Raw genomic sequence first — 21205 nt, 5'->3', positions numbered from 1 at the left:
CGGCGGAATCCTTAGTTAATAGCGAAAGGGCCGGCCTCCACGGTGGTGGAAGCCGGCCCTTGTGCCGGTGTGCCGGGTGGCCGCGCCTGGCTAGGCGAGCAGCGAAGGCTTCAGCTGCTGCAGCCGGCCCAGGAGTCCGTTGATGAACTGGGGCGACTCGTCGGTGGAAAGCGTCTTGGCGAGTGCCACGGCTTCGCTGACCGCCACGCCGTCCGGGACGTCGTCGTTGTAGAGCAGTTCCCAGGTGCCGATCCGCAAAATGATGCGGTCCACGGACGGCATCCGTTCCAGGCTCCAGCCCTGCGAGTAGGTTTCCAGGAACTCGTCGATGGCGGCCTGCTGGGACAGCACGCCCTCGACGATTTCAAGTGTGTAGGGATTGATGATTTGGTCGGTCTTTTCCCTGCGCGCCCGGAGGACGTCGAAAGCTGACACCGAGCGCTGCTCGGCCTCGAAAAGAACGTCCAGCGCCCTGTTGCGGGCTTTACCGCGTGCGCTCACTACTCGGTGACCCGGCCGAGGTAGCTGCCGTCGCGGGTGTCCACCTTGACCTTGGTGTTGTTCTCGATGAACAGCGGGACCTGGATCTCGTAGCCCGTTTCGAGGGTGGCCGGCTTGGTGCCTGCGGAGGAGCGGTCGCCCTGCAGGCCCGGCTCGGTGTAGGTGATCTCCAGCACAACGCTCGGCGGCAGTTCGATGTACAGCGGGGTGCCCTCGTGGATGGCGATGTTGACCATCTGGTTTTCGAGCATGAAGTTGGTGGCGTCGCCCACCGTGGCGCCCGAGACCGTGATCTGGTCGTAGTCGGAGGTGTCCATGAAGACGAAGTCTGCGCCGTCCTGGTACAGGTACTGGTAGTCGCGGCGGTCCACCGTGGCGGTCTCGATCTTGAGGCCGGCGTTGAACGTCTTATCCACAACCTTGCCGGACATCACGTTGCGCATCTTGGTCCGCACAAAGGCTCCGCCCTTGCCCGGCTTGACGTGCTGGAATTCAATGATGTTCCAGAGCTGGCCCTCAAGCTTCAGGACCGTTCCGTTCTTGATGTCGTTAGTGGTTGCCACTGGTTTCCTCTGGTTTCTGTGTCTGGTTACGTGGTCAGACGTTCTATGCCGGCCAGTCATGCCATACGGCTCGCCGGCGCGTGTTTGTCAAAAATCGCGTGGTTCGAAAAAATCCAAAAACTATTCTACCGGTAAATACGCGGCAGCTTGCCGGCGGGCTGGAGACCCGGATTCAGCAGGCCAGGTCCAGGGCGTCCCGCGCCCGCTGCAGGGCCACCGTTGACGAGTAGATCAGGGCTGCGTCGGCCGACTGGGCAACCCGGAGATCCAGTGCGCGGGTGAATGCCTCAACGGCCGCGGACATGTGGCCGGCCGTGTACTGCGTCTTGCCCAGGTAATGCAGGACCAGGGCTTCACGGTCGGTCCCCTGGAACTCACCGAGCAACTGGCGGAAGAGCTCCAGGGCGCGGTCCGTCCGGTGGGTAACCCGCAGCACCTCGGCCTCGAAAGTCCGCAGGCGGAATGACTCGGGATCGTTGAAGCGGGCCTCTGCCAGGAGTTCCGCCGCTTCCGAAGCATGTCCCTCGACGATCAGGACAAAGATCCGGTCGGCCGGATCGGTGGAGTCCGCCAAAGCGGCACGGCATGCGTCCTCGTTGACGATTTCCGGCAGCAGGGTCTCCGGGTTGATCCGGATCCCGGGGAAGCCGGCTTCCGGCCAGTCAGCCGTTCCTGTTATGTCGCCCTGCATCAGGAAGCAATCTCCTGGTAGGCGGCGAACAGGAGGGACGTGTCCGGGACGTCAAGTATCCCCGGTTTGGCCACGCCGTCCAGCACAACGAAGCGCAGCAGGTCGCCGCGGGATTTCTTGTCGCGGCGCATGCCGTCCAGGAGGCCCTGCCAACGGTCCCGGCGGTAGGTGACGGGAAGACCCATGCCGTCCAGGATGCTGCGGTGCCGGTCGGCATCCGCGTCACTGAGGCGCCCCACGCTGCGCGCCAGTTCGGCGGCGAACATCATGCCCACGGATACCGCGGCCCCGTGCCGCCAGGAGTAGCGTTCCACGAGTTCGATGGCGTGGCCGAGGGTGTGGCCATAGTTGAGGATCTCGCGCAGTCCCGACTCTTTCAGGTCCTGGGAGACCACATTCGCCTTAACGGCAATGGCCCGCTCGATGAGTTCCCGGAGCGTGTCCGATTGCGGGTCCACGACGGCGGCGGTGTCTTTTTCCACCAGGTCCAGGATGGCCGGGTCGGCGATGAAACCGCATTTGATGACCTCGGCCATGCCGGAAATCAGCTCATTTTTGGGCAGCGTGTTCAGCGTGTCCAGGTCGGCGAGGACCGCCGCGGGCGGGTGGAAGGCGCCCACAAGGTTCTTGCCCTCGGCGGTGTTGATGCCGGTCTTTCCGCCAACGGAGGCGTCCACCATGCCGAGCAGGCTGGTGGGCATGTGGATGACCTTGACACCGCGCAGCCACGTGGCGGCCACGAAACCGGCAAGGTCCGTGACCGCGCCGCCGCCGACGGCAACAATGGCGTCGGAGCGGGTGAAATCGTTCTGCCCCAGCACCTGCCAGCAAAAAGCGGCGACCTGGATGTGCTTGCCTTCCTCGGCGTCCGGTATCTCGGCCGTCAGTGAGGTGAACCCGGCTTCCGCCAGTTCGTCTCGCACGGTGTCGCCGGTAAGCCGAAGCGCCCGGGGGTGGATCACCAGGACCCGCCGGACGCGCTCACCCAGCAGCCCGGGAAGTTCGCCCAGCAGCCCGCGTCCAACGACGACGTCGTAGTTATTGGCGGCGGATTCGCCGGTGACCTTGATCACTGTTGATTCGGTGCTCACTTTTCAACTTCCTGTTGGGCAGCTGCGTAGGTCCGCAGTGCTGCTTCGAGCCGGGCGCCAAGCTCGGTAACCGAGCCCTGGCGCACGTCCAGGGTGATGTCTGCCAGCCGTTCATAGACCGGCTTGCGGGTGGCGAACATTGCTGTCCAGCGGCCCATGGCGTCACCGGCCAGCAGTGGCCGCCCGGAATTGCGGGCGATGCGGCTGGCCACCGTGGAGGCGTCGCATTCGAGGTAGACCACCGTACAGCGGCCAATCAGCTGCTGGGTCCCGGAGTCGAGGACGGCGCCGCCCCCGAGCGAGATCACGCTGGTGGTCCCTTCGGCGGCCTCGACGGCGTTGGCCACGGTTCGGGCCTCAATCTCGCGGAAGGCATGTTCCCCCCGCCCGGCAAAGATATCGGCAATGGACCCGTGCCCCGCCACGATGACGGCGTCGGTATCCACGAACGGGGCACCCAACTGCTGGGCCAGCTGCTGCCCGATGGCGGATTTGCCGACTGCCATGGGACCGATCAGGACAATCGGCCGGTCACCGACAGGACCGGTATTGCTGCGGTGCGGCACTACTGTCCGATCGAGTCCAGGGACGCCGGAATCCCGTCCAGGTAACCCTTGATGTTCCGGGCGGTTTCCGCCACGGAGTCTCCGCCGAACTTCTCGGTCACGGCCTCGGCCAGGACCAGCGCCACCATGGCTTCGGCCACCACGCCGGCGGCCGGGACGGCACAGACGTCGGAACGCTGGTGGTGGGCCTTGGCGGGCTCGCCGGTGCTGATGTCAATGGTCTTCAGTGCCCGGGGCACGGTGGCGATGGGCTTCATGGCGGCCCGGACGCGGAGGACGTCCCCAATGCTCATGCCGCCTTCAATGCCGCCGGCGCGGTTGGTGGTGCGGACGATCCTGCCGTCGGCGTCCCGGACGATTTCGTCGTGCGCGGCGGAACCGCGGCGTGCTGCGGTGCGGAAACCGTCGCCTACTTCCACTCCCTTGATGGCCTGGATGCCCATCAGGGCGGCGGCGAGCCTGGAGTCAAGCCGGCGGTCCCAGTGCACGTAGCTGCCCAGTCCCGGGGGAAGGCCGTAGGCGAGGACCTCCACTACGCCGCCAAGGGTTTCGCCTTCCTTGTGCGCCGCGTCCACCTCAGCCACCATGGCGTCCGAGGTTTCCCGGTCGAAGCAGCGCAGCGGATCGGCGTCAAGCGCGATGACGTTGGCGGGAACGGGCAGCGGACGGCCCTCGGGGACCGTCACGCTGGCGATGGAGACGGTGTGGCTTACAAGCTCGATTCCGAGGTGCTTAAGGAACTGCGCAGCCACCGTGCCCATGGCAACCCTGGTTGCGGTTTCCCGGGCGCTGGCCCGTTCCAGGACGGGGCGGGCTTCGTCGAACCCGTACTTCTGCATCCCTGTGAAGTCGGCGTGGCCCGGCCGTGGCCGGGTCAGGGGCGCATTACGGGCCTGGTCGGCCAACAGTTCGGGATCCACCGGATCCGCGGACATGATCTGCTCCCACTTGGGCCACTCGGTGTTGCCCACCTGGATCGCGACGGGACCGCCCTGGGTCAGTCCGTGGCGGACACCGCCCAGGATGGTCACAACGTCCTGTTCGAACTTCATGCGTGCGCCGCGCCCGTAGCCCAGGCGGCGGCGTGCCAAGGAGTCGGCGATGTGCCCGCTGGTGATTTCCACACCGGCGGGGACGCCTTCAATAATTCCCATCAGAGCCGGACCATGGGATTCCCCGGCAGTCAACCAACGCAACATAATTTCCATCCTGCCACTAGGGCGGTCACAACGCCCGTCGGGGAAGGCCGACTGCGTCACACATCACATCTATGACAGCTGCATTAACGTCATCTCCACGGCGCGTGAAAAGGCGCACCTGTTCCACGGCCTGGTACAGCAGCATTTCCAGGCCGGGCACCACGGCGCCGCCGCCTGACTGCCACACCGTGGCTATCAGGCTGGGCCAGGGATCGTACGCCACGTCCAGCAGCACGCCAGGGGTAGGGGTCTTCAGCGCCGCCACTTCAGCCGCAAGTCCGTCCGCCGCACGCGGCGGCAGGGTGGAGATGACGACGTCGGCACTTGCCGTGGGGCGGGCAGCGTCAGTGAGGCTGCGGATCTCCAGGTCCACGCCGAGGGCTTCCGCTGCCGCGCGTACGTCTGCGGTGCGGGACGTGTCCCGGACAAAGACCTGGGCGTGGGCCGTTCCGAGTTCCTTGAGGGCGGCGACGGCTGATGCAGCAGTCCCCCCGCCCCCGAGGACGACGGCTGAAGGTGCTGCTGCGCTGCCGGCGTGGCGGACCGCGTTGACGATGCCGGCCACATCGGTGTTGGAGCCGATGGATCTCCGCGTCCCATTATGGTCTTCGAAGGAAACCGTGTTCACCACGCCCAACGTCTTGGCGACGCCCCGTACTTCATCCACCTGGCTGAGCATGGCGGTCTTCAACGGCATGGTCACCGAGAGCCCGCGCCAGCCCTGCTGGTCACGGATCTGTCCCATCAGCGAAGGCAGCAGGCCTTCGGTGACGTCGATGGCCGTGTAGCTGATCCCGATCCCCAGCTGCGCGTACGCGGCAAGATGCAGTGCCGGTGATTTCGAGTGGCTGATCGGGTGGCCCAGGACGGCAGCCCGCAGGCTCATGCGCAGCGGCCCACGTTTGCCATGCACCAGGCGTTGTACTGCTCCACGTAGGTGTTGTGTTCCGCGAGCGTGCGGGAGAACTTGGTCTCCTTGGTATCCAGGTTGATGGTCACCCAGTACAGGTAGTCATTGGTTTTGGGCCTGGCGGCCGCATCGATGGCGGTCTTGCCCGGCGAACCGATGGGGCCCGGCGGAAGGCCGGGGTTTGCGTACGTGTTGTAGGGGTTGGAGCTGTCCTGGCGCTGCTCGTCCGTGAAGTTGTAGCTCTTGGTTCCCAGGCCGTAGGTAACGGCCGAGTCCACCTGCAGGAAGCCGTTGGTCTGGTCGTTGGGCTTGAGCCTGTTGTAGATGGCCCCTGCCACGTCACCGTATTCGGCCTGGCCACCCTCTGCCTGCACAATGCTGGCGACGATGACGGCCTCGTACTGCTTGGCAGGATCCGAGATCCCCTGCGATACGAGTTCGTCGACAGTTATTTTGACCAGTGCCTGCAGGATGTCCTTCGCCGGTGTGCCAAGCGGGAACCGGTGCTCACCCGGGGCCAGGTACCCTTCGAGGTTCTTCGCGTTCGCGGGCAGGCCGAACTGCTGCGGCTGGTCACTCAATGCCTGCAGGTCCTGCACGGAAACGCCGGATCCCTCGGAGATGGCCTGCAGTGATTCGCCAACGCGCAGTCCTGCGCTCAGGGCAAAGTAGATGACCTTGGTCTTGTCCTTGCCAAGCAGGACGTTGACGGCGTCCGAATTCTTCATTTCGGCCTTGAAGGTGTAGTCGCCCGGCGACAATATCCCCCCGGAAGCGGCGAACGCCTGCAGGAACGTGTCGGCGTTGGCCACCACTCCCTTGCTTTCGAGGTCGGCGGCAACCGACCGGGTGCCCTCTCCATTGTCGACGGTCACCTGGACTTCGCCTGAACCCGGGCCCGGGAAATCGCTGGGCTTGTCGGTGCCAAGGAGGGGCTTCAGGAACTGGGCGCCCACCGCTACAGCCGTAACGAAGACGGCGAGCGTCAGGAACAGCGCCAGCAGCCTGCGGCGGCGACGGACTTTCTTTGACGGCTTGGCCACTACCTGCGCTGCCGATGAACCGGGAAGGAACTCATGGTGCGTACCGCCGTCGTGATGCGCCTCGTAGTGGGTCGGGTGGTGGACGTCATGATGGGCGGCCTCACCATGTTCCTGGCCATGGTCCGGGTAGTCGTACCCGCCCGTGTGGTGGGCATGGTCGGCATACTGCGTGTCTGCGGCATACTGGTGGCCCACCAAGGCAGGTTCGGCGTAGGCGTCATGCGCATCATCCTGGTGGTCCGCCTCGTCCGGAAGCGCCTCCTGGATGGACGGGGGTGACTGGGGAGCGGCCGGTACCGGCTGGGCCGCTGTAACAGGCTCAGCCACGGGAGCCTCAGGAACGGGCGGTGCGGGTACGGCCGGCGGTTCCACGGGCAGTGGCGGAACATCGTGTCCGGTCTCGTACGCCTGCTCGGGAACAGTTCCCTGGCCGCCGGTGTTGAGGCTCTTTTCGCGTGCCCGTATTTCCTTGCGGGTCAGCGGCCTCGCTGCCCCGGCGTCCAAGGGGCCGGAAGCGTCGTCAATGTTGGCAGGGCTCACTGTTGCCTTCCATTATCTGAAGATGGGGCCGTGTCCCCCGGGGTAGCGCGGACGGACTCGTCCACCTCGCCGACCCCCAGGCCCACGGACGGGGAAGGCGGTGTCACGCGTGAGCCGACATCCGCTCCCCTGGCTTTCTGCATGTCGATGGCGTGCTGAAGGATACCTGCCGCCGCGACCTGATCAACTACTTTACGGTGATTCCTGCTGCTCATGCCAGCTTCGTGCAGGCTGCGGTGGGCCGTGACGCTGCTCAGGCGTTCATCCACGAGGTTCACGGGCACCGTCAGACCGCGGGCCGCCAGTTCGGTGGCCACCAGCATGGCGTACTCCGTGGCCATCCGTGCGGACGAGTGCTCTTCGCCCTTCATGGTGCGGGGCAAACCGACGATGACCTGCACGGCTTCCAGTTCCTCGGCAAGCTTGGCGATGACGCGGACGTCCGAGTTCTTCCTGGCGTTGCGGTCCAGCGTTTTATAGGGCGTTGCCAGGATGGAGTCGCGGTCACAGATGGCCACGCCCACCCGGACGGTGCCCACGTCCACCCCCAGTTTCACGCCCTGGGGGTAGCCGCCGGCAGCTGCAGGATTGGTCATGGCAGGGTTAGCGCCGTTCGACGGCGTCAACGACCGCTGCCAGGGCAGCGCCCACTTTGCCGGCGTCCGTGCCGCCGCCCTGGGCGACGTCGTCCTTGCCGCCCCCGCCGCCGCCAAGGATGCCGGCAGCGAGCCGGACCAGGGCGCCGGCTTTGACGCCGGCCGCCCGTGCTGCCTCGTTGGTTGCCACCAGGATCATGGGACGGTCGTTCGCCACGCCTGCGACGGCTACGGTGGCTGCGGCGGAGCCGAGCCGGTTCCGCAGGTCAAGGGCGAGGCCGCGGAGGTCGTCGGCGCCGCTGACCGTGCCGGCGTCATGGGCGATAACGCTGACGCCTGCGGCGTCCCTGGCGCTGTTCACCAGCTGTGCGGCGGAGGCTGCGAGCTGCTCCTTGCGGAGGCGGTCCAGTTCTTTCTCGGTGGCCTTGAGCTTGGCGAGGGTGGCGGCGATCCTGTCGGCGAGCTGCCCGGAGGGAACCTTCAGCATGTCGGTCAGCTCCGTCACCAGCGCACGCTCGGCGGCCAGGTGGCGGAAGGCGTCCATGCCCACGAAGGCCTCCACCCGGCGGTTTCCTGAACCGACGGACTGCTCCCCCAGCAGGGAGAGGCTGCCGATCAGCGAGGTGTTGGCAACGTGGGTTCCGCCGCAGAGCTCCCGCGACCAGGCGCCGTCGATCTCCACCACGCGGACTTCGCTGCCGTAGTTTTCGCCGAAGAGTGCCATGGCACCCAGGGCCTTGGCCTCGGCCAGCCCCATCACCTTGGTCTCCACGGAGTAGTTGTTGCGGATGGCGAGGTTGGACACTTCCTCGATTTCCGAGCGGGTGGCAGTGCTCAGGCCCTCGCCCCAGGCGAAGTCGAAGCGCAGGTAGCCGGCCTTGTTGTAGGAGCCGCGCTGGGTGGCCTCGGGGCCAAGGATCTGGTGCAGCGCAGCGTGCACAATGTGCGTGCCGGTGTGGGCCTGCTCCGCGGCGTGCCGGCGGTCGCGGTCCACCGCGGCGCGGACCAGCGAGTCGGCGCCGATTTCGCCTTCCCGAACGATCGCCTTGTGCACGCTCAGGCCCTTGAGCGGGCGCTGGACGTCGAGGACCTCGACGACGAACCCGTCGCCGGTGATGAGGCCGGTATCGGCTGCCTGTCCGCCCGCTTCGGCGTAGAACGGGGTTTCCGCGAGCACCAGCTCGATTTCATCGCCCGTTGCGGCCTGCTGGACCGGACGTCCGGCGGCGAGCAGTCCGCGGACGCGGGATTCGCCGTCGAGCTCGGTGTAGCCGGTGAAGACCGTCTCGCCCTGGCCAAGGATCTCCTGGAAGGCAGAGAGGTCGGCGTGGCCGCCCTTCTTGCCCTTCGCGTCGGCCTGGGCACGCTGGCGCTGCTCCTGCATCAGGCTGCGGAACGCGGCTTCGTCAACCTTGAGCCCGGCTTCCTCAGCCATTTCGAGGGTGAGGTCGATGGGGAACCCGTAGGTGTCATGCAGGGTGAAGGCGTCTGCGCCGGACAGCGGCCTGTTCGCGGCCTTGGACTCCTTGACGGCGTCTTCCAGGCGTGCGGTGCCGGAGGCGATAGTGCGCAGGAAGGCTTTCTCTTCCGCGTATGCGATGCGGCTGATCCGTGCGAAGTCGGTTTCGACAACCGGGTAAACGCCCTTCATGGCGTCCCGGGAGGCGGGCAGCAGCTCGGGCAGGCAGGCCTGCTCCACACCCAGGAGCCGCATGGAACGGACGGCACGGCGGATGAGGCGGCGCAGGACATAGCCGCGGCCTTCATTGGAGGGGGTGACGCCGTCGGAAATCAGCATCAGGGCGGAGCGGATGTGATCGGCGACGACGCGCATCCGGACGTCGTCCGTGTGGTGCGGATCCTCGTCGGTTTCGGCGGAGGTGTATTCCTTGCCGGACAGCTCGGCGGCCTTGTCGATGACGGGCCGGACCTGGTCCGTCTCGTACATGTTTTCGACGCCCTGCAGGATCATGGCCAGGCGCTCCATGCCAAGGCCGGTGTCAATGTTGCGCTTGGGCAGCTCGCCCACCACATCGAAGTCTTCCTTGGAACGCACATTTTCGATCTGGTACTGCATGAACACGAGGTTCCAGATCTCGATGTAGCGGTTTTCATCCGCCAGCGGACCGCCTTCAACACCGTAGGCGGGGCCGCGGTCGTAGTAGATTTCCGAGCAGGGGCCGGCCGGGCCGGGCTGGCCGGTGTGCCAGTAGTTGTCCGACTTGCCCATCTTCTGGATCCGCTCGGCGGGAACGCCGGTGTTCTTCAGCCAGAGTTCCTTGGCTTCGTCGTCCTCTTCGTAGACCGTCACCCAGAGCAGTTCGGGCGCAAGTCCGTAGCCGCCGTCGTCAACGCTCTTGGTGAGCAGCTCCCAGGCGAATTTGATGGCGTCTTCCTTGAAGTAGTCGCCGAAGGAGAAGTTGCCGCACATCTGGAAGAACGTGCCGTGCCGGGCAGTCTTGCCCACTTCCTCAATGTCGCCGGTGCGGATGCACTTCTGCACACTGGTGGCGCGGGAGTAGGGGGCTTCTTCGCGGGCCGTGAGGTAGGGGATGAACGGCACCATGCCGGCCACCGTGAACAGCAGCGAGGGGTCGCTGGAGACCAGCGACGCGGAGGGAACCGCTGTGTGGCCCTTGCTGACAAAAAAGTCAACCCAGCGCTTTGTGATCTCCTGCGACTTCATGAGCTGTTTCATACCCTTCTTGGTCCGCGCATTGGACGGCGCGGAAATATTCGTTCAGGTGGCAGGACCCCAGGTAGGCGGTTCCTGCCGGTGGTTCAGGCGGTTGGCCGGCGGCTGCCTGCCGGTCAGCGGCGGGCCACTTCCCCGGATTCGACGCCGAGCGCGGTCCGCAGGTCCGTTTCCCGTTCCCGCATTCCGGCCCGGACGGCGTCGGCGAAGTCGTAGACGCCGTCCGCCAGCCGCCCCACTGCCCGGTTGAGGCCTTCCGGCCCCAGGTTGGACTGCGCTTCGCTCACCTTGCGGAAGGCGATGACTCCGATGGCCACGCCGATTCCCATCCAAACAAGTCGTTTCATTTTAGATCTTTCCGGACTTAGCGGCTGCGGCGGCCGGCAGCGGGCTTCTTGCGGTTGGCCAGCGCGGTGCGGACACCGTAGCTGAACGCAGCCACCTTGATGAGCGGCGAGCCAACGGTGGCGGCAACCAGGGAGGACAAAGCCGAGAGGTTGGCGGAGGCGTCCGAGACGTTGGATGAAATGCCGTCCACCTTCTTCAGCTGCTGGTTGGTGGTTGATACCGTGGCGGTGACCTCATCCATCAGGGGCGTGGCGCCGTCGCTGATGGACCTGATGGCAGTCCGTACCTCGTCGAAGACCTTGCCGAGCTTCAGGATGGGCACGGCGAGCAGCAGCACCAGCAGCGCAAACACCCCGGCAGCGATCAGGCCGGCAATATCGCCACCAGACATAGACGTTCATCTCCTCGAAATTCTGTGGTTCGCAACATCCTGCACGCGGCGCCGAAAAGCGCATTCCGCGGATGTCCCCCAAGTACCTTACATACAAAGAAGCCCGTGGCGCTTGCCACGGGCTTCTTTGGATACGCTGCTGGGATTAGCGTGCGTAGAATTCGACGACGAGCTGCTCTTCGCAGGTCACCGGGATTTCAGAGCGCTTGGGGCGGCGGACCAGGCGGGCCTGCAGTGCCTCGAGCTTGACGTCCAGGTAGGCCGGAACGGCGGGCAGGACGTCGCGGTGGGCGCCGGCTGCTGCAACCTGGAGCGGAACCATGGTTTCGCTGCGGCTGTGGACGTGGACCAGCTGGCCCTCGCCGACGCGGAACGACGGACGGTCAACGCGGATGCCGTCAACCATGATGTGGCGGTGCACAACCAGCTGGCGGGCCTGGGCGATGGTGCGGGCGAAACCGGCACGCAGGACCAGGGCGTCAAGGCGCATTTCGAGCAGTTCGATGAGGTTCTCACCGGTCAGGCCCTTGGTGCGGCGTGCTTCTTCGAAGGCACGGGTCATCTGTGCTTCGCGGATGCCGTACTGGGCGCGCAGGCGCTGCTTTTCGCGCAGACGTACGGCGTAGTCGGAGTCCTGCTTCTTGCGGGCGCGGCCATGCTCACCGGGGCCGTACGGGCGGCGCTCCATGTACTTGGCGGCCTTGGGGGTCAGAGCGATGCCGAGGGACCGCGAGAGGCGGGCCTGACGGCGAGCACGAGTGTTGTTAGCCACTTGTGTCCTTCCAATATCTGCGGTGTGTCAGTGTTACTGGCCTCCACGATGGAGAGCATCGGCCAACCGCTGCCTTTTGCTACTGGGCACAGGGCATAACCAACTCGAAGAAATTCGGGGGGATTGCGCGTCCGTGCCTTGCCAGACAAACATCTATCCTACCACGGCGGTTACTTCCCCCGGACAATCTTCCGCAGGCGCTCCAGCCGGACGGCGATGTCCCGTTCGGCGCCGTTCCCGGTGGGCTTGTAGTAGTCCCTTCCCACCAGGTCGTCCGGCGGGTATTGCTGGGTGGCCACGGAATGCGGGGCGTCGTGGGCGTACTTGTAACCCACGCCATGGCCCAGCTGCTTCGAACCGGGATAGTGCGCGTCGCGCAGGTGCGCGGGGATTCCATTTCCAAGGCCTGCGCGGACGTCGGCGACGGCCTGGTTGATCCCCATGTAGGCGGCATTGGACTTGGGTGCCGTGGCCAGGTGGACCACGGCCTCGGCGAGGATGATCCTGCCCTCGGGCATGCCGATCAGCTGGACGGCCTGCGCCGCCGCCACCGCAGTCTGCAGTGCAGTGGGATCAGCCATACCCACATCCTCGGAGGCCGAAATCACGATCCGGCGCGCAATGAAGCGGGGGTCCTCGCCGGCTTCGAGCATGCGCGCGAGATAGTGCAGGGCTGCGTCAACGTCGGAGCCGCGGATGGACTTGATGAAAGCACTGATGACGTCATAGTGCTGGTCGCCCGCACGGTCGTACCTTACCGCGGCGACGTCCAGTGCGCGTTCCGTGTGCTTCAGGTCGACGGCGACCGGCCCCTCCCCCGCATCGTCCGCGTCACCGAAGGCCACACCTGCCGCAGCTTCCAGGGCCGTCAGGGCACGCCGGGCATCACCACCTGAGAGCCTGACCAAATGGTCCAGTGCTTCCCCGGTGAGGTCCACCTTCCCGTTCAGTCCGCGCGGATCAGCGACGGCGCGCTGGATCAGCCCTTCGATATCCCCGTCCGTCAGCGGGCGGAGCGTCAGCAGCAGGGAACGGGACAGCAGCGGTGAGACCACGGAGAACGACGGGTTTTCCGTGGTGGCGGCCACCAGCACCACCCAGCGGTTTTCCACCCCCGGAAGCAGGGCATCCTGCTGGGCCTTGTTGAAACGGTGGATCTCGTCCAGGAACAGGACCGTAGTGGTTTTGTAGAGGTCCCGGGCGGTGAGTGCGTCGTCCATGACGCGCCGCACGTCCTTGACGCCGGCAGTAATCGCCGAGAGCTCCACGAACTTCCGGCCCGTTCCGCGGGCAATCACGTGCGCCAACGTTGTTTTGCCGGTTCCCGGCGGGCCCCAGAGAATGAGCGAGGTGGGACCGGCGGGGCCCGAGGTGTCTGCTCCCGCCCCTGCAGCAAGCTGGCGCAGGGGCGAGCCCTGGCCGAGGAGGTGCTGCTGGCCAACTACCTCGTCGAGGGTGCGGGGACGCATCCGGACGGCGAGCGGACCGCGGGGGGAAGTGTTACCCCCTCCCCCGGCAGTCCGGGCGGCGGCAGGCGCATCGTCGTCGCCGTCGTCGTCATTACCGGGCCCGTGCCCGAAGAGATCATCCACATAGATAGGCTACTTCCAGTCGTTCGGCTTTCCTGCCGGCACCCAGCTGCCTACCAAAGGATCCCGCCATGCCCGCCCGAGCTGCTGCCGGAAACCGCCCGCCTTCCGTCCGGACCGCTTTCGTTCCCGGCAGCCGGCTGGCCGGCTGGGTGGAGCGGTTCGGCGCCGCGCATGGCGGCTGCGTGCTGCACGATGACGACGACGGGCTGCGGCTTGTGGCTGCCGACGGCGCCGAAGCGCTCCTGCAGGCGCCGTGGCCCGTGGATGGGAGGCCAGGACGCGGGTCGGATGCCGTGGAACGCCTGGCGTCGCTCGCATCGCAGCCCCGCCGGCTTGGTCTCTTGCTGGTTCGCCGTGGCGGTTATGGCCTGGGTATCGCCGCCGAAGGGCAGCTGCTGGCTTCAAAGGCGGGCACACGGTACGTCCAGTCCCGGACGGCGGCCGGCGGCCAGTCCCAGCAGCGCTTCGCCCGGCGCCGGTCCAACCAGGCCGATGCGCTGGTGGAGGCGGTGGCGGTGCAGGCCGCTGAAGTGTTTGGCCGGGGATCCTTCGAATATCTGCTTCCCGGCGGCGACCGGGCGCTGGCGGACCAGGTCCTGGCGCACCCGGCTCTGCAGGAGTACGCCCGCCTGCCGCGGCTGGCCTACCTCGACGTAGCCGAGCCCAAGGCAGCGGTCGTGAAAAAAGCGGCGGCAGATGCCTGTTCCGTCCGCGTGCAGGTGACCGACGCGCAGCCCGGATAGTCAGCAGCCGGTAAGGTGCCGCCTGGGCCGTTCCTGCCGGTAGAGGTAACGTCCCGTTTCCTGGAACCCCGCCTTTGCATAGAGCTCCTGGGCGGCCCGGTTCGCGGCGGTGACCAGCAGCCAGCAGCCTTCCAGCCCCCGTTCGGCCGCGGCCTGCAGCAACGCGTCGAGGATCCGCGTGCCGTGGCCACGGCGGCGGGCGTCCGGATGCGTGGCCATGCAGTAGATCCCACCCCACCCCTGCGTCTTGTCCGGAAGGGCAAGGCGTCCGACGGCGGCGGGCCGGCCGCCGTCGTCCCGCACGAGGGCGTACAGGGCTGGGCAGCCTTCCAGGATTCCGCGGGCGGTTGCCAGAGCCTCCGCACCACCGCGGCCGTCCACGTCCCACCACACCCGCAGCCATTCATCCGATGGCTGGGCTGAAAGTTCGACGGTGCGGTCAGGCGCCGCCGCAGCCGCCAAAGGCCGCCCTGTCATGATCAGCGTCTCCGACTGCCGCGTAAAGCCCTCCGCATCCAGGAGATCGTTGAGGGGTGCCGTGCGGGCATCGTCAAAAACCTGGAAGATCACCGGCAGCCGCCGGCTGCGGTACCAGGACCTGGCGTCCCGGAGCAGAGCCGGAAAGTGAGGGGAACCGCCGTCGGGAATCCGGCGCGGCCAAATGGAGTTGGCGCGCTGCGTTACTCCATCCGCGGCCCGGAAAACCCAGCCGCCCGATTCGTGCCGTTCCACAGCAGGCCAGGCAGCATCCATGGCCGTCTCGACCGCAAAACGTGTTGCGTGGATGCCCGGCACCTTCATCTCCTTCATAAATGGCAGAAGGCTCCCCGGACATGCCGGGGAGCCTCCTGCCGTATGGCCGTCAGCCGTTACTTGGCGACCGCTTCTGCCTTCTTCACCTCGACGGGCCTGGTGGCCTCAGGCTTGAAGTCGACGCCGGCTTCCTTGCGCTGCTGCGGCGTGATCGGGGCCGGAGCGTCCGTCAGGGGGTCGTGGCCGCCGCCGGACTTCGGGAAGGCGATGACGTCGCGGATGGAGTCCACTCCCGCCAGCAGGGAAACCACGCGGTCCCAGCCGAAGGCGATGCCGCCGTGCGGGGGCGCGCCGTACTTGAACCCTTCAAGCAGGAAGCCGAACTTGGTCTGGGCATCCTCCTTGTCCAGGCCCATCAGCTCAAAGACACGCTCCTGCACGTCGCGCTGGTGGATACGGATGGAGCCGCCGCCGATTTCGTTGCCGTTGCAGACGATGTCGTAGGCGTAGGACAGCGCTGACTCGGGGTCCTTGTCGAAGGTGTCCAGGAACTCGGGCTTGGGCGAGGTGAAGGCGTGGTGGACGGCAGTCCACTGGCCGGCACCCACCGCCACGTCGCCGGAGGCCACGGCTGCGGCAGCAGGTTCGAACATGGGCGCGTCCACTACCCAGCAGAACGCCCAGGCGCTGGGGTCGATCAAACCGGTGCGGTGTCCGATTTCCACGCGGGCGGCACCCAGGAGTGCACGCGACGGCGTCTTCTCGCCGGCAGCGAAGAAAATGCAGTCGCCCGGCTTGGCGCCGACGGCGTCTGCCAGGCCGGCCCGCTCGGTGTCGGTGAGGTTCTTGGCCACCGGGCCGGCCAGCTCGCCGTCCTCCTTGTACAGGACGTAGGCCAGGCCCTTGGCTCCGCGCTGCTTGGCCCATTCCTGCCAGGCATCCAGGGCACGGCGTGCCTGGGACGCCCCGCCGGGCATGACGACGGCACCCACGTACGGGGCCTTGAAGACGCCGAAGTTGGTGTCCTTGAAGAATTCGGTGAGCTCGGTCAGCTCCTGGCCGAAGCGAAGGTCCGGCTTGTCCGAACCGAAGCGGGCCATCGCATCGGCATAGGTGATCCGCTGGATGGGCGTGGGGATCTCCACATCGATGAGCTTCCACACCGCCTGGACGATGTTTTCGCCCAGCGTGATGATGTCGTCCTGGTCCACGAAGCTGGCCTCGATGTCCAGCTGGGTGAACTCCGGCTGGCGGTCCGCGCGGAAGTCCTCGTCACGGTAGCAGCGGGCGATCTGGTAGTACTTCTCGAAGCCGCCAACCTGCAGGAGCTGCTTGAAAAGCTGCGGCGACTGCGGAAGCGCGTACCACGAGCCCGGGGCCAGGCGTGCCGGAACCAGGAAGTCACGGGCGCCTTCCGGCGTCGAACGCGTCAGCGTAGGGGTCTCAATCTCCACGAAGCCGTCCCGGTGGAGCAGTTCGCGGGCCACCCGGTTGGCTTCCGAGCGCAGCCGCAGGTTGCGGCTGGGGCCGGGGCGGCGGAGGTCCAGGTAGCGGTGCTTGAGGCGGGCTTCCTCGCCCACTTCCACGTGCTCGTCGATCTGGAACGGCAGTGGGTCCGAGGTGTTCAGGACCGTAACGTCCTCGGCGATGACCTCGATCTCACCGGTGGCAAGCGCCGGGTTCTCATTGCCTTCCGGCCGCTTGGAAACGGTGCCCTTGATCTGCAGGACGTACTCGTTGCGCAGGCCGTGGAAGACCTCTTCCTCGCGGACCACAACCTGGGCCACGCCCGAAGCATCGCGCAGGTCAACGAATGCCACACCACCGTGATCACGGCGGCGGCCCACCCAGCCGGCCAGGGTTACGGTTTGTCCAATGTGCTCGGAACGAAGGGATCCGAGGTCATGTGTGCGCAGCACAGCACACCTTTCTAGAGAGAACAGAAGGAAAGCAGTGGGAATTTAAAAGGAACCACTCCAGGAACGGTCCCGTCCGAGTTTACCCGCTGGACGGCGGCTGTCACCGCACGGCGGACCCGGGGCGGAAGAACCGTCTTAGACTGCGGTTGCCACCTGGGCGGCCGTGGCCACCTGGACGGTGAGGTCCTCCGACGGCGGCGCCCAGGTTTCGGGCGCGGCTGCCACCTGCTCCCCCGACCGGATGTCCTTGACCTGGTGGGTGCCGTCGTCGTCCGTGAACCAGACGAACGGGATGCCGCGCCGGTCAGCAAACTTGATCTGCTTGCCGAACTTTTCCGCCTTGGCGGCCACCTCGGTGGGGATGCCGCGGCTGCGCAACTGCGCTGCCACATCCTGGGCTGCGTCCCAGCTGTCATCGTTCGCCAGGGCCACCAGCACCGCGGTAGGCACCGAACGGGAAGCCTTCGCCAGGTCCTGGCTCAGGATGCGGGAGACCAGCCGGGTAACGCCGATGGACAACCCGACACCCGGGAACTTCCGGTTGCCTTTGGATGCCAGGGCGTCGTAACGGCCGCCGGAGCAGATGGAGCCCAGCTGCTCGTGGCCCACCAGGACGGTTTCCACCACTGTTCCCGTGTAGTAGTCAAGGCCGCGGGCGATGCTGAGGTCTGCCACCACCTTGCCGGGGGCCCGCTGGACAGCGGCGTCAATCACCTGTTCCAGCTCGTTCAGGCCTTCGTCCAACAGGTCGTTGGCGACGCCCAGCGCCCGGACCTGGGCCACGAAGGACGTGTCCTCAGTGCGGATACCGGCCAGCTGCAGCGCCTTCTGTGCCTGCTCATCGGTGGCACCCAGTTCTTCCTTCAGCAGCTCCGCCACCTTGGCAGGGCCCACCTTTTCGAGCTTGTCGATGCTGCGCAGCACGCCGGCGGTGTCCTCAAGGCCGATGCCCCGGTAGAAGCCTTCGGCGAGTTTGCGGTTGTTGATCCGCAGCCTGAAGTCCGGGATGGGCAGCGCGCTGAGCGCCTCCGCGATCACCAGCGCGATCTCAACGTCGTAGCGGAAGGGCAGTTCGCCGTCGCCCACCACATCGATGTCCGCCTGCGTGAATTCGCGGGCACGGCCTTCCTGCGGACGCTCACCCCGCCACACCTTCTGGATCTGGTAGCGGCGGAACGGGAACGCCAGGTAGCCGGCATTCTCCACCACGTACCGGGCGAAGGGGACGGTCAGGTCGAAGTGCAGTGCAAGCGCGTGCGGATCGGCTTTGCCTCCCTTGACGGGGTTGGCGCCTTCGTCCTCCTGGAGCCGGCTGAGCCCGTACACTTCCTTGTCGATTTCACCCTTGCGCAGCAGCTGGCCCACCGTCTCCACGGCGCGGGTCTCGATGGAGCCGAACCCGTGCAGTTCGAAGACCCGGCGCAGGGTGTCCAGGACATGGAGTTCCACCAGCCGCTCCTCGGGAAGCCACTCGGGGAATCCGGACAGGGAGGCGGTGCGTGCCATGGAAGTTCTCCTCTTGGTGCGCCGGATGCAGCCGCATTTCGCCCGCTGTGGGCGCGGAACCGCGGCAGTCCAGCCAGTCATGCATAAACTATGTGCGGCAGTCAGTTTATGCGTCATCCGTGTGCATCTCTAATGCGCCGGACCGGCAGGGCTCGGCCGTCAGAAAACTGTGCCTGCGGCCAACATGCCCCTGCGCAGCAGCCCGACAACCAGATGGCGCAGCAGCCCGACAATGAGGAGGACCCTTGGCGGCCAGTTCACGCAGTGCCCGCGAAGCCAAACGGCGTATCCAGCAGATGGAAGCCAAGCGCGAGCTGAGGCGGGACCAGGAGAAGCGGCGCAAGCGCGACAACCTCGTGGCCGCCGGTGCCGGAACCGCCGCCGTGGTGCTCGCCGTCGTCCTCCAGCTCACTGCCTTCGCCGGCAACCCGACTGAGGACGAGTTCGCTGCAGCCGAGGCCGGCCTGACCGATCCGTCAGCCTCGGCTGACCCCTCTGCCAGCACGTCAGCCCCACCCACCAATGGCCCCAACATCCCGGCCGCCGATACCGCCGCCGGCAAGACCTTCACCGGTGACCTGGTCCTGAACGGAAGCCCGCTGGGTGTGGAGCTGGACGGCACCAGCGCCCCGCAGGCTGCGGCGGTCTTCAAGTCCCTCAGCGATGAGGGCTTCTACAACGGAAAGACCTGTCACCGGCTCACCACCGCGGATGCCTTCGGCGTCCTGCAGTGCGGCTCGCCCACGGGCGACGGGCAGGGCGATCCCAATTACACCTGGGGCCCCCTGGAAAACACGCCGGCCGACAATACCTATCCTGCGGGCACCATCGCCGTGGCCAGGACAGGGAACAACGCCTACGGCAATGGCACGCAGTTCTTCATCGTCTACAAGGACACTGCCATCCCGGCTGACTCGGCAGGGGGCTACACGGTGGTCGGAAGGGTGACGTCGGGACTGGACGTGGTGTCGAATATTGCTGCCGCGGGGATCACGCCGGGCAGCAGCGACACAGACGGCGCGCCTGTTGAACCAGTCACGATAGACTCGTTTTCTCTGAAGTAGGAAGCCGGGCCAACGTGGCCGCGGTGCAGAACGTGAGTATTTCCCTCCAAGCGAAAGACTTTTAGCGGTGACAGACAGTCAGAAATCCGACGAAACAGCAACAGACCTGACCGAAGCGGCGGCCAACGCCACGGACCTCGCAGGAACTGAAGCAGCCAGCACACCGGAAACGGAAGTACGCGCCGAGGTCCCCGCAGAAGAGGGTACCCCCGCCGCGGAGGCCGTCGAAGCGCCGGCCGAGGAGGCCCCGGCCGAGGAAGCTCCGGCCGATGAGGCTCCGGCTGAGGAAAGCCCCTCCGCCGAGGTTCCCGAAACGGCCGCCGCGCCCGCACCTGCACCGGCCCCCGGCCCCCGGCCGTCCGCCCCGTCCCCCGCAGCCTTCGCCTCCCGTCCCAAGCCGGCAGCAGCAGCGCCGGCCGTGGCTCCGGTCCAGGCACCGCCGGCCACGTCGCTGGCAGAGGCCTCGAAGTGGGGACGCGTGGAAGGTGACGGGCACGTCTTCCTGACCATCGACGGCGGCGAGCACCCCGTGGGCCAGTACCCCGGCGTGAGCGACGACGAGGCCCTGGCGTACTTTGCGCGGAAATACGACGACGTGGTGGCCCAGATTGTGCTGCTTGAACAGCGCGTCAGCTCCAAGGCCCCCAGCATCGACATGCAGAAAACGGTGACACACCTGCGGGAGCAGCTCGCCGAACGCAACATGGTGGGTGACCTGCGCGCTGCCGAGGCGCGGCTGGACAGCCTTTCCACGCAGATCTCCGAACTCGAAAAGGCGGAGAAGGCCGAGCACGACGCCGTCCGGGCGTCCGAGCTTGCTGCCCGCGAAGCCATCGTGGCTGAAGCAGAGCAGATCTCCGGCCAGGACCCGGCACAGACACAGTGGAAGACATCCAGCGCGCGCATGAACGAGCTGTTTGAGAGCTGGAAGGCTGCGCAGAAGAGCGGCGTCCGCCTGGGCCGCAGCAACGAAGACGCCCTGTGGAAGCGGTTCCGCGCCGCCCGCACCGTTTTCGACCGCCACCGCAGGGCCTACTTCTCCCAGCTGGACAGCAACAACTCCTCAGCCAAGGCTGCGAAGGAAAAGCTGATTGCCGAAGCTGAGGCGTTGTCCACGTCCACCGACTGGGGCTTCGCTGCCGGTGAGTACCGCCGCCTGATGGACCAGTGGAAGGCGTCCCCGCGGGCTAGCCGCAAGGACGACGACGCCCTGTGGGCCCGTTTCCGTGCCGCGCAGGATGTGTTCTTCACGAACCGGCAGGCCGCCAACGACGAGATCGACCAGGAGTACGCCGCCAACCTCACCGTCAAGGAAGCCCTCCTGACGGAAGCCAACGCAATCCTTCCGGTCAAGGACCTTGCAGCCGCCAAGAAGGCACTGCAGTCCGTCCGCGACCGTTGGGAAGAAGCCGGCAAGGTGCCGCGCGCCGATATGGGCCGCATCGAGGCCGGGCTCCGCAAGGTTGAGGACGCCGTGCGCCACGCGGAGGAAGAGCAGTGGCAGCGGTCCAACCCGGAGCGTAAGGCACGCACCAACAGCGCCCTGTCCCAGCTCGAGTCCGCCATCGCCGGCCTGCAGGATGACCTGGCCAAGGCGGAAAAGAGCGGTGACCAGCGCAAGATCAAGGCTGCGCAGGAAGCCCTCGGGGCCCGCCAGGCGTGGCTTGACCAGATCCAGCGTTCGGCCAGCGAGCTCTCCTGACCTTCCGGCTGTTCCTTTAG

The 21205-nt window shown here is 66.4% G+C and carries 20 protein-coding genes; 3 read left to right on the top strand and 17 right to left on the bottom strand.

What is annotated here, in order from left to right:
- Nucleotides 1–90: 90 nt before the first annotated feature.
- From nusB to AC5RWA_RS19100, 14 genes are all read right to left on the bottom strand, one after another.
- Nucleotides 91–501, bottom strand: coding sequence for a transcription antitermination factor NusB (gene nusB, locus AC5RWA_RS19165; RefSeq protein WP_079596206.1), 411 nt, complete (start codon nucleotides 499–501; stop codon nucleotides 91–93).
- Nucleotides 501–1064: an elongation factor P gene (efp, locus tag AC5RWA_RS19160; RefSeq protein WP_050054941.1), complete on the bottom strand. Its 564-nt coding sequence runs from the start codon at nucleotides 1062–1064 to the stop codon at nucleotides 501–503. Before efp ends, nusB begins: the two co-directional genes overlap by 1 nt.
- A gap of 172 nt (nucleotides 1065–1236) precedes the next feature.
- On the bottom strand, nucleotides 1237–1755 hold the full coding sequence (locus AC5RWA_RS19155) for a hypothetical protein (RefSeq protein ID WP_079596207.1): 519 nt from the start codon (nucleotides 1753–1755) through the stop codon (nucleotides 1237–1239).
- A complete protein-coding gene (aroB, locus tag AC5RWA_RS19150; RefSeq protein ID WP_079596208.1) occupies nucleotides 1755–2846 on the bottom strand; it encodes a 3-dehydroquinate synthase in 1092 nt (363 codons plus the stop codon). The genes AC5RWA_RS19155 and aroB overlap by 1 nt, the downstream gene beginning before the upstream one ends.
- On the bottom strand, nucleotides 2843–3412 hold the full coding sequence (locus tag AC5RWA_RS19145; protein ID WP_079596209.1) for a shikimate kinase: 570 nt from the start codon (nucleotides 3410–3412) through the stop codon (nucleotides 2843–2845). The genes aroB and AC5RWA_RS19145 overlap by 4 nt, the downstream gene beginning before the upstream one ends.
- A complete protein-coding gene (gene aroC, locus AC5RWA_RS19140; RefSeq protein ID WP_079596210.1) occupies nucleotides 3412–4611 on the bottom strand; it encodes a chorismate synthase in 1200 nt (399 codons plus the stop codon). Before aroC ends, AC5RWA_RS19145 begins: the two co-directional genes overlap by 1 nt.
- A 25-nt stretch (nucleotides 4612–4636) precedes the next feature.
- Nucleotides 4637–5497, bottom strand: a complete 861-nt coding sequence (locus AC5RWA_RS19135; RefSeq protein ID WP_275725641.1) for a shikimate dehydrogenase — start codon at nucleotides 5495–5497, stop codon at nucleotides 4637–4639.
- A complete protein-coding gene (mltG, locus tag AC5RWA_RS19130) occupies nucleotides 5494–7104 on the bottom strand; it encodes an endolytic transglycosylase MltG (protein ID WP_494058685.1) in 1611 nt (536 codons plus the stop codon). Before mltG ends, AC5RWA_RS19135 begins: the two co-directional genes overlap by 4 nt.
- A complete protein-coding gene (gene ruvX, locus AC5RWA_RS19125; RefSeq protein ID WP_275725638.1) occupies nucleotides 7101–7700 on the bottom strand; it encodes a Holliday junction resolvase RuvX in 600 nt (199 codons plus the stop codon). Before ruvX ends, mltG begins: the two co-directional genes overlap by 4 nt.
- Before the next feature lie 7 nt (nucleotides 7701–7707).
- On the bottom strand, nucleotides 7708–10386 hold the full coding sequence (gene alaS / locus AC5RWA_RS19120; protein WP_494058713.1) for an alanine--tRNA ligase: 2679 nt from the start codon (nucleotides 10384–10386) through the stop codon (nucleotides 7708–7710).
- A 125-nt stretch (nucleotides 10387–10511) separates the two neighbouring features.
- Nucleotides 10512–10742: a DUF6167 family protein gene (locus AC5RWA_RS19115; protein WP_181884855.1), complete on the bottom strand. Its 231-nt coding sequence runs from the start codon at nucleotides 10740–10742 to the stop codon at nucleotides 10512–10514.
- A 17-nt stretch (nucleotides 10743–10759) separates the two neighbouring features.
- Nucleotides 10760–11134, bottom strand: coding sequence for a DUF948 domain-containing protein (locus tag AC5RWA_RS19110; RefSeq protein ID WP_079596215.1), 375 nt, complete (start codon nucleotides 11132–11134; stop codon nucleotides 10760–10762).
- Between the two features lie 145 nt (nucleotides 11135–11279).
- Nucleotides 11280–11906, bottom strand: coding sequence for a 30S ribosomal protein S4 (gene rpsD / locus AC5RWA_RS19105; RefSeq protein ID WP_043454433.1), 627 nt, complete (start codon nucleotides 11904–11906; stop codon nucleotides 11280–11282).
- Between the two features lie 170 nt (nucleotides 11907–12076).
- Nucleotides 12077–13498 (bottom strand): replication-associated recombination protein A, encoded by a 1422-nt coding sequence (locus tag AC5RWA_RS19100; protein WP_494058684.1) that lies wholly within the window; start codon nucleotides 13496–13498, stop codon nucleotides 12077–12079.
- A 68-nt stretch (nucleotides 13499–13566) separates the two neighbouring features.
- Here AC5RWA_RS19100 and AC5RWA_RS19095 point away from each other — a divergent pair, with 68 nt between their 5' ends.
- A complete protein-coding gene (locus tag AC5RWA_RS19095) occupies nucleotides 13567–14241 on the top strand; it encodes an acVLRF1 family peptidyl-tRNA hydrolase (protein ID WP_115525742.1) in 675 nt (224 codons plus the stop codon).
- On the opposite strand, the gene AC5RWA_RS19090 is transcribed toward AC5RWA_RS19095, so the two are convergent.
- The 3 genes from AC5RWA_RS19090 to hisS all read right to left on the bottom strand — a co-directional run bounded on the left by AC5RWA_RS19090 (nucleotide 14242) and on the right by hisS (nucleotide 18419).
- Nucleotides 14242–15051, bottom strand: coding sequence for a GNAT family N-acetyltransferase (locus AC5RWA_RS19090; protein ID WP_494058683.1), 810 nt, complete (start codon nucleotides 15049–15051; stop codon nucleotides 14242–14244).
- A gap of 59 nt (nucleotides 15052–15110) precedes the next feature.
- Nucleotides 15111–16913 (bottom strand): aspartate--tRNA ligase, encoded by a 1803-nt coding sequence (aspS, locus tag AC5RWA_RS19085; RefSeq protein ID WP_079596219.1) that lies wholly within the window; start codon nucleotides 16911–16913, stop codon nucleotides 15111–15113.
- A gap of 135 nt (nucleotides 16914–17048) precedes the next feature.
- A complete protein-coding gene (gene hisS, locus AC5RWA_RS19080; protein WP_494058682.1) occupies nucleotides 17049–18419 on the bottom strand; it encodes a histidine--tRNA ligase in 1371 nt (456 codons plus the stop codon).
- A 245-nt stretch (nucleotides 18420–18664) separates the two neighbouring features.
- On the opposite strand from hisS, the gene AC5RWA_RS19075 reads away from it, so the two are divergent.
- Nucleotides 18665–19483: a peptidylprolyl isomerase gene (locus AC5RWA_RS19075; protein ID WP_079596221.1), complete on the top strand. Its 819-nt coding sequence runs from the start codon at nucleotides 18665–18667 to the stop codon at nucleotides 19481–19483.
- Nucleotides 19484–19550: 67 nt separating this feature from the next.
- The gene (locus AC5RWA_RS19070; protein WP_494058681.1) at nucleotides 19551–21185 is read left to right on the top strand and encodes a DUF349 domain-containing protein; all 1635 of its coding nucleotides are present in this window, start codon (nucleotides 19551–19553) and stop codon (nucleotides 21183–21185) included.
- Nucleotides 21186–21205: the final 20 nt, after the last annotated feature.

The sequence above is a fragment of the Arthrobacter sp. 210 2 genome (assembly GCF_059093025.1).
The sequence above is the reverse complement of the archived record's forward strand: the minus strand, read 5'-3'. Positions and strand labels throughout refer to the sequence as shown.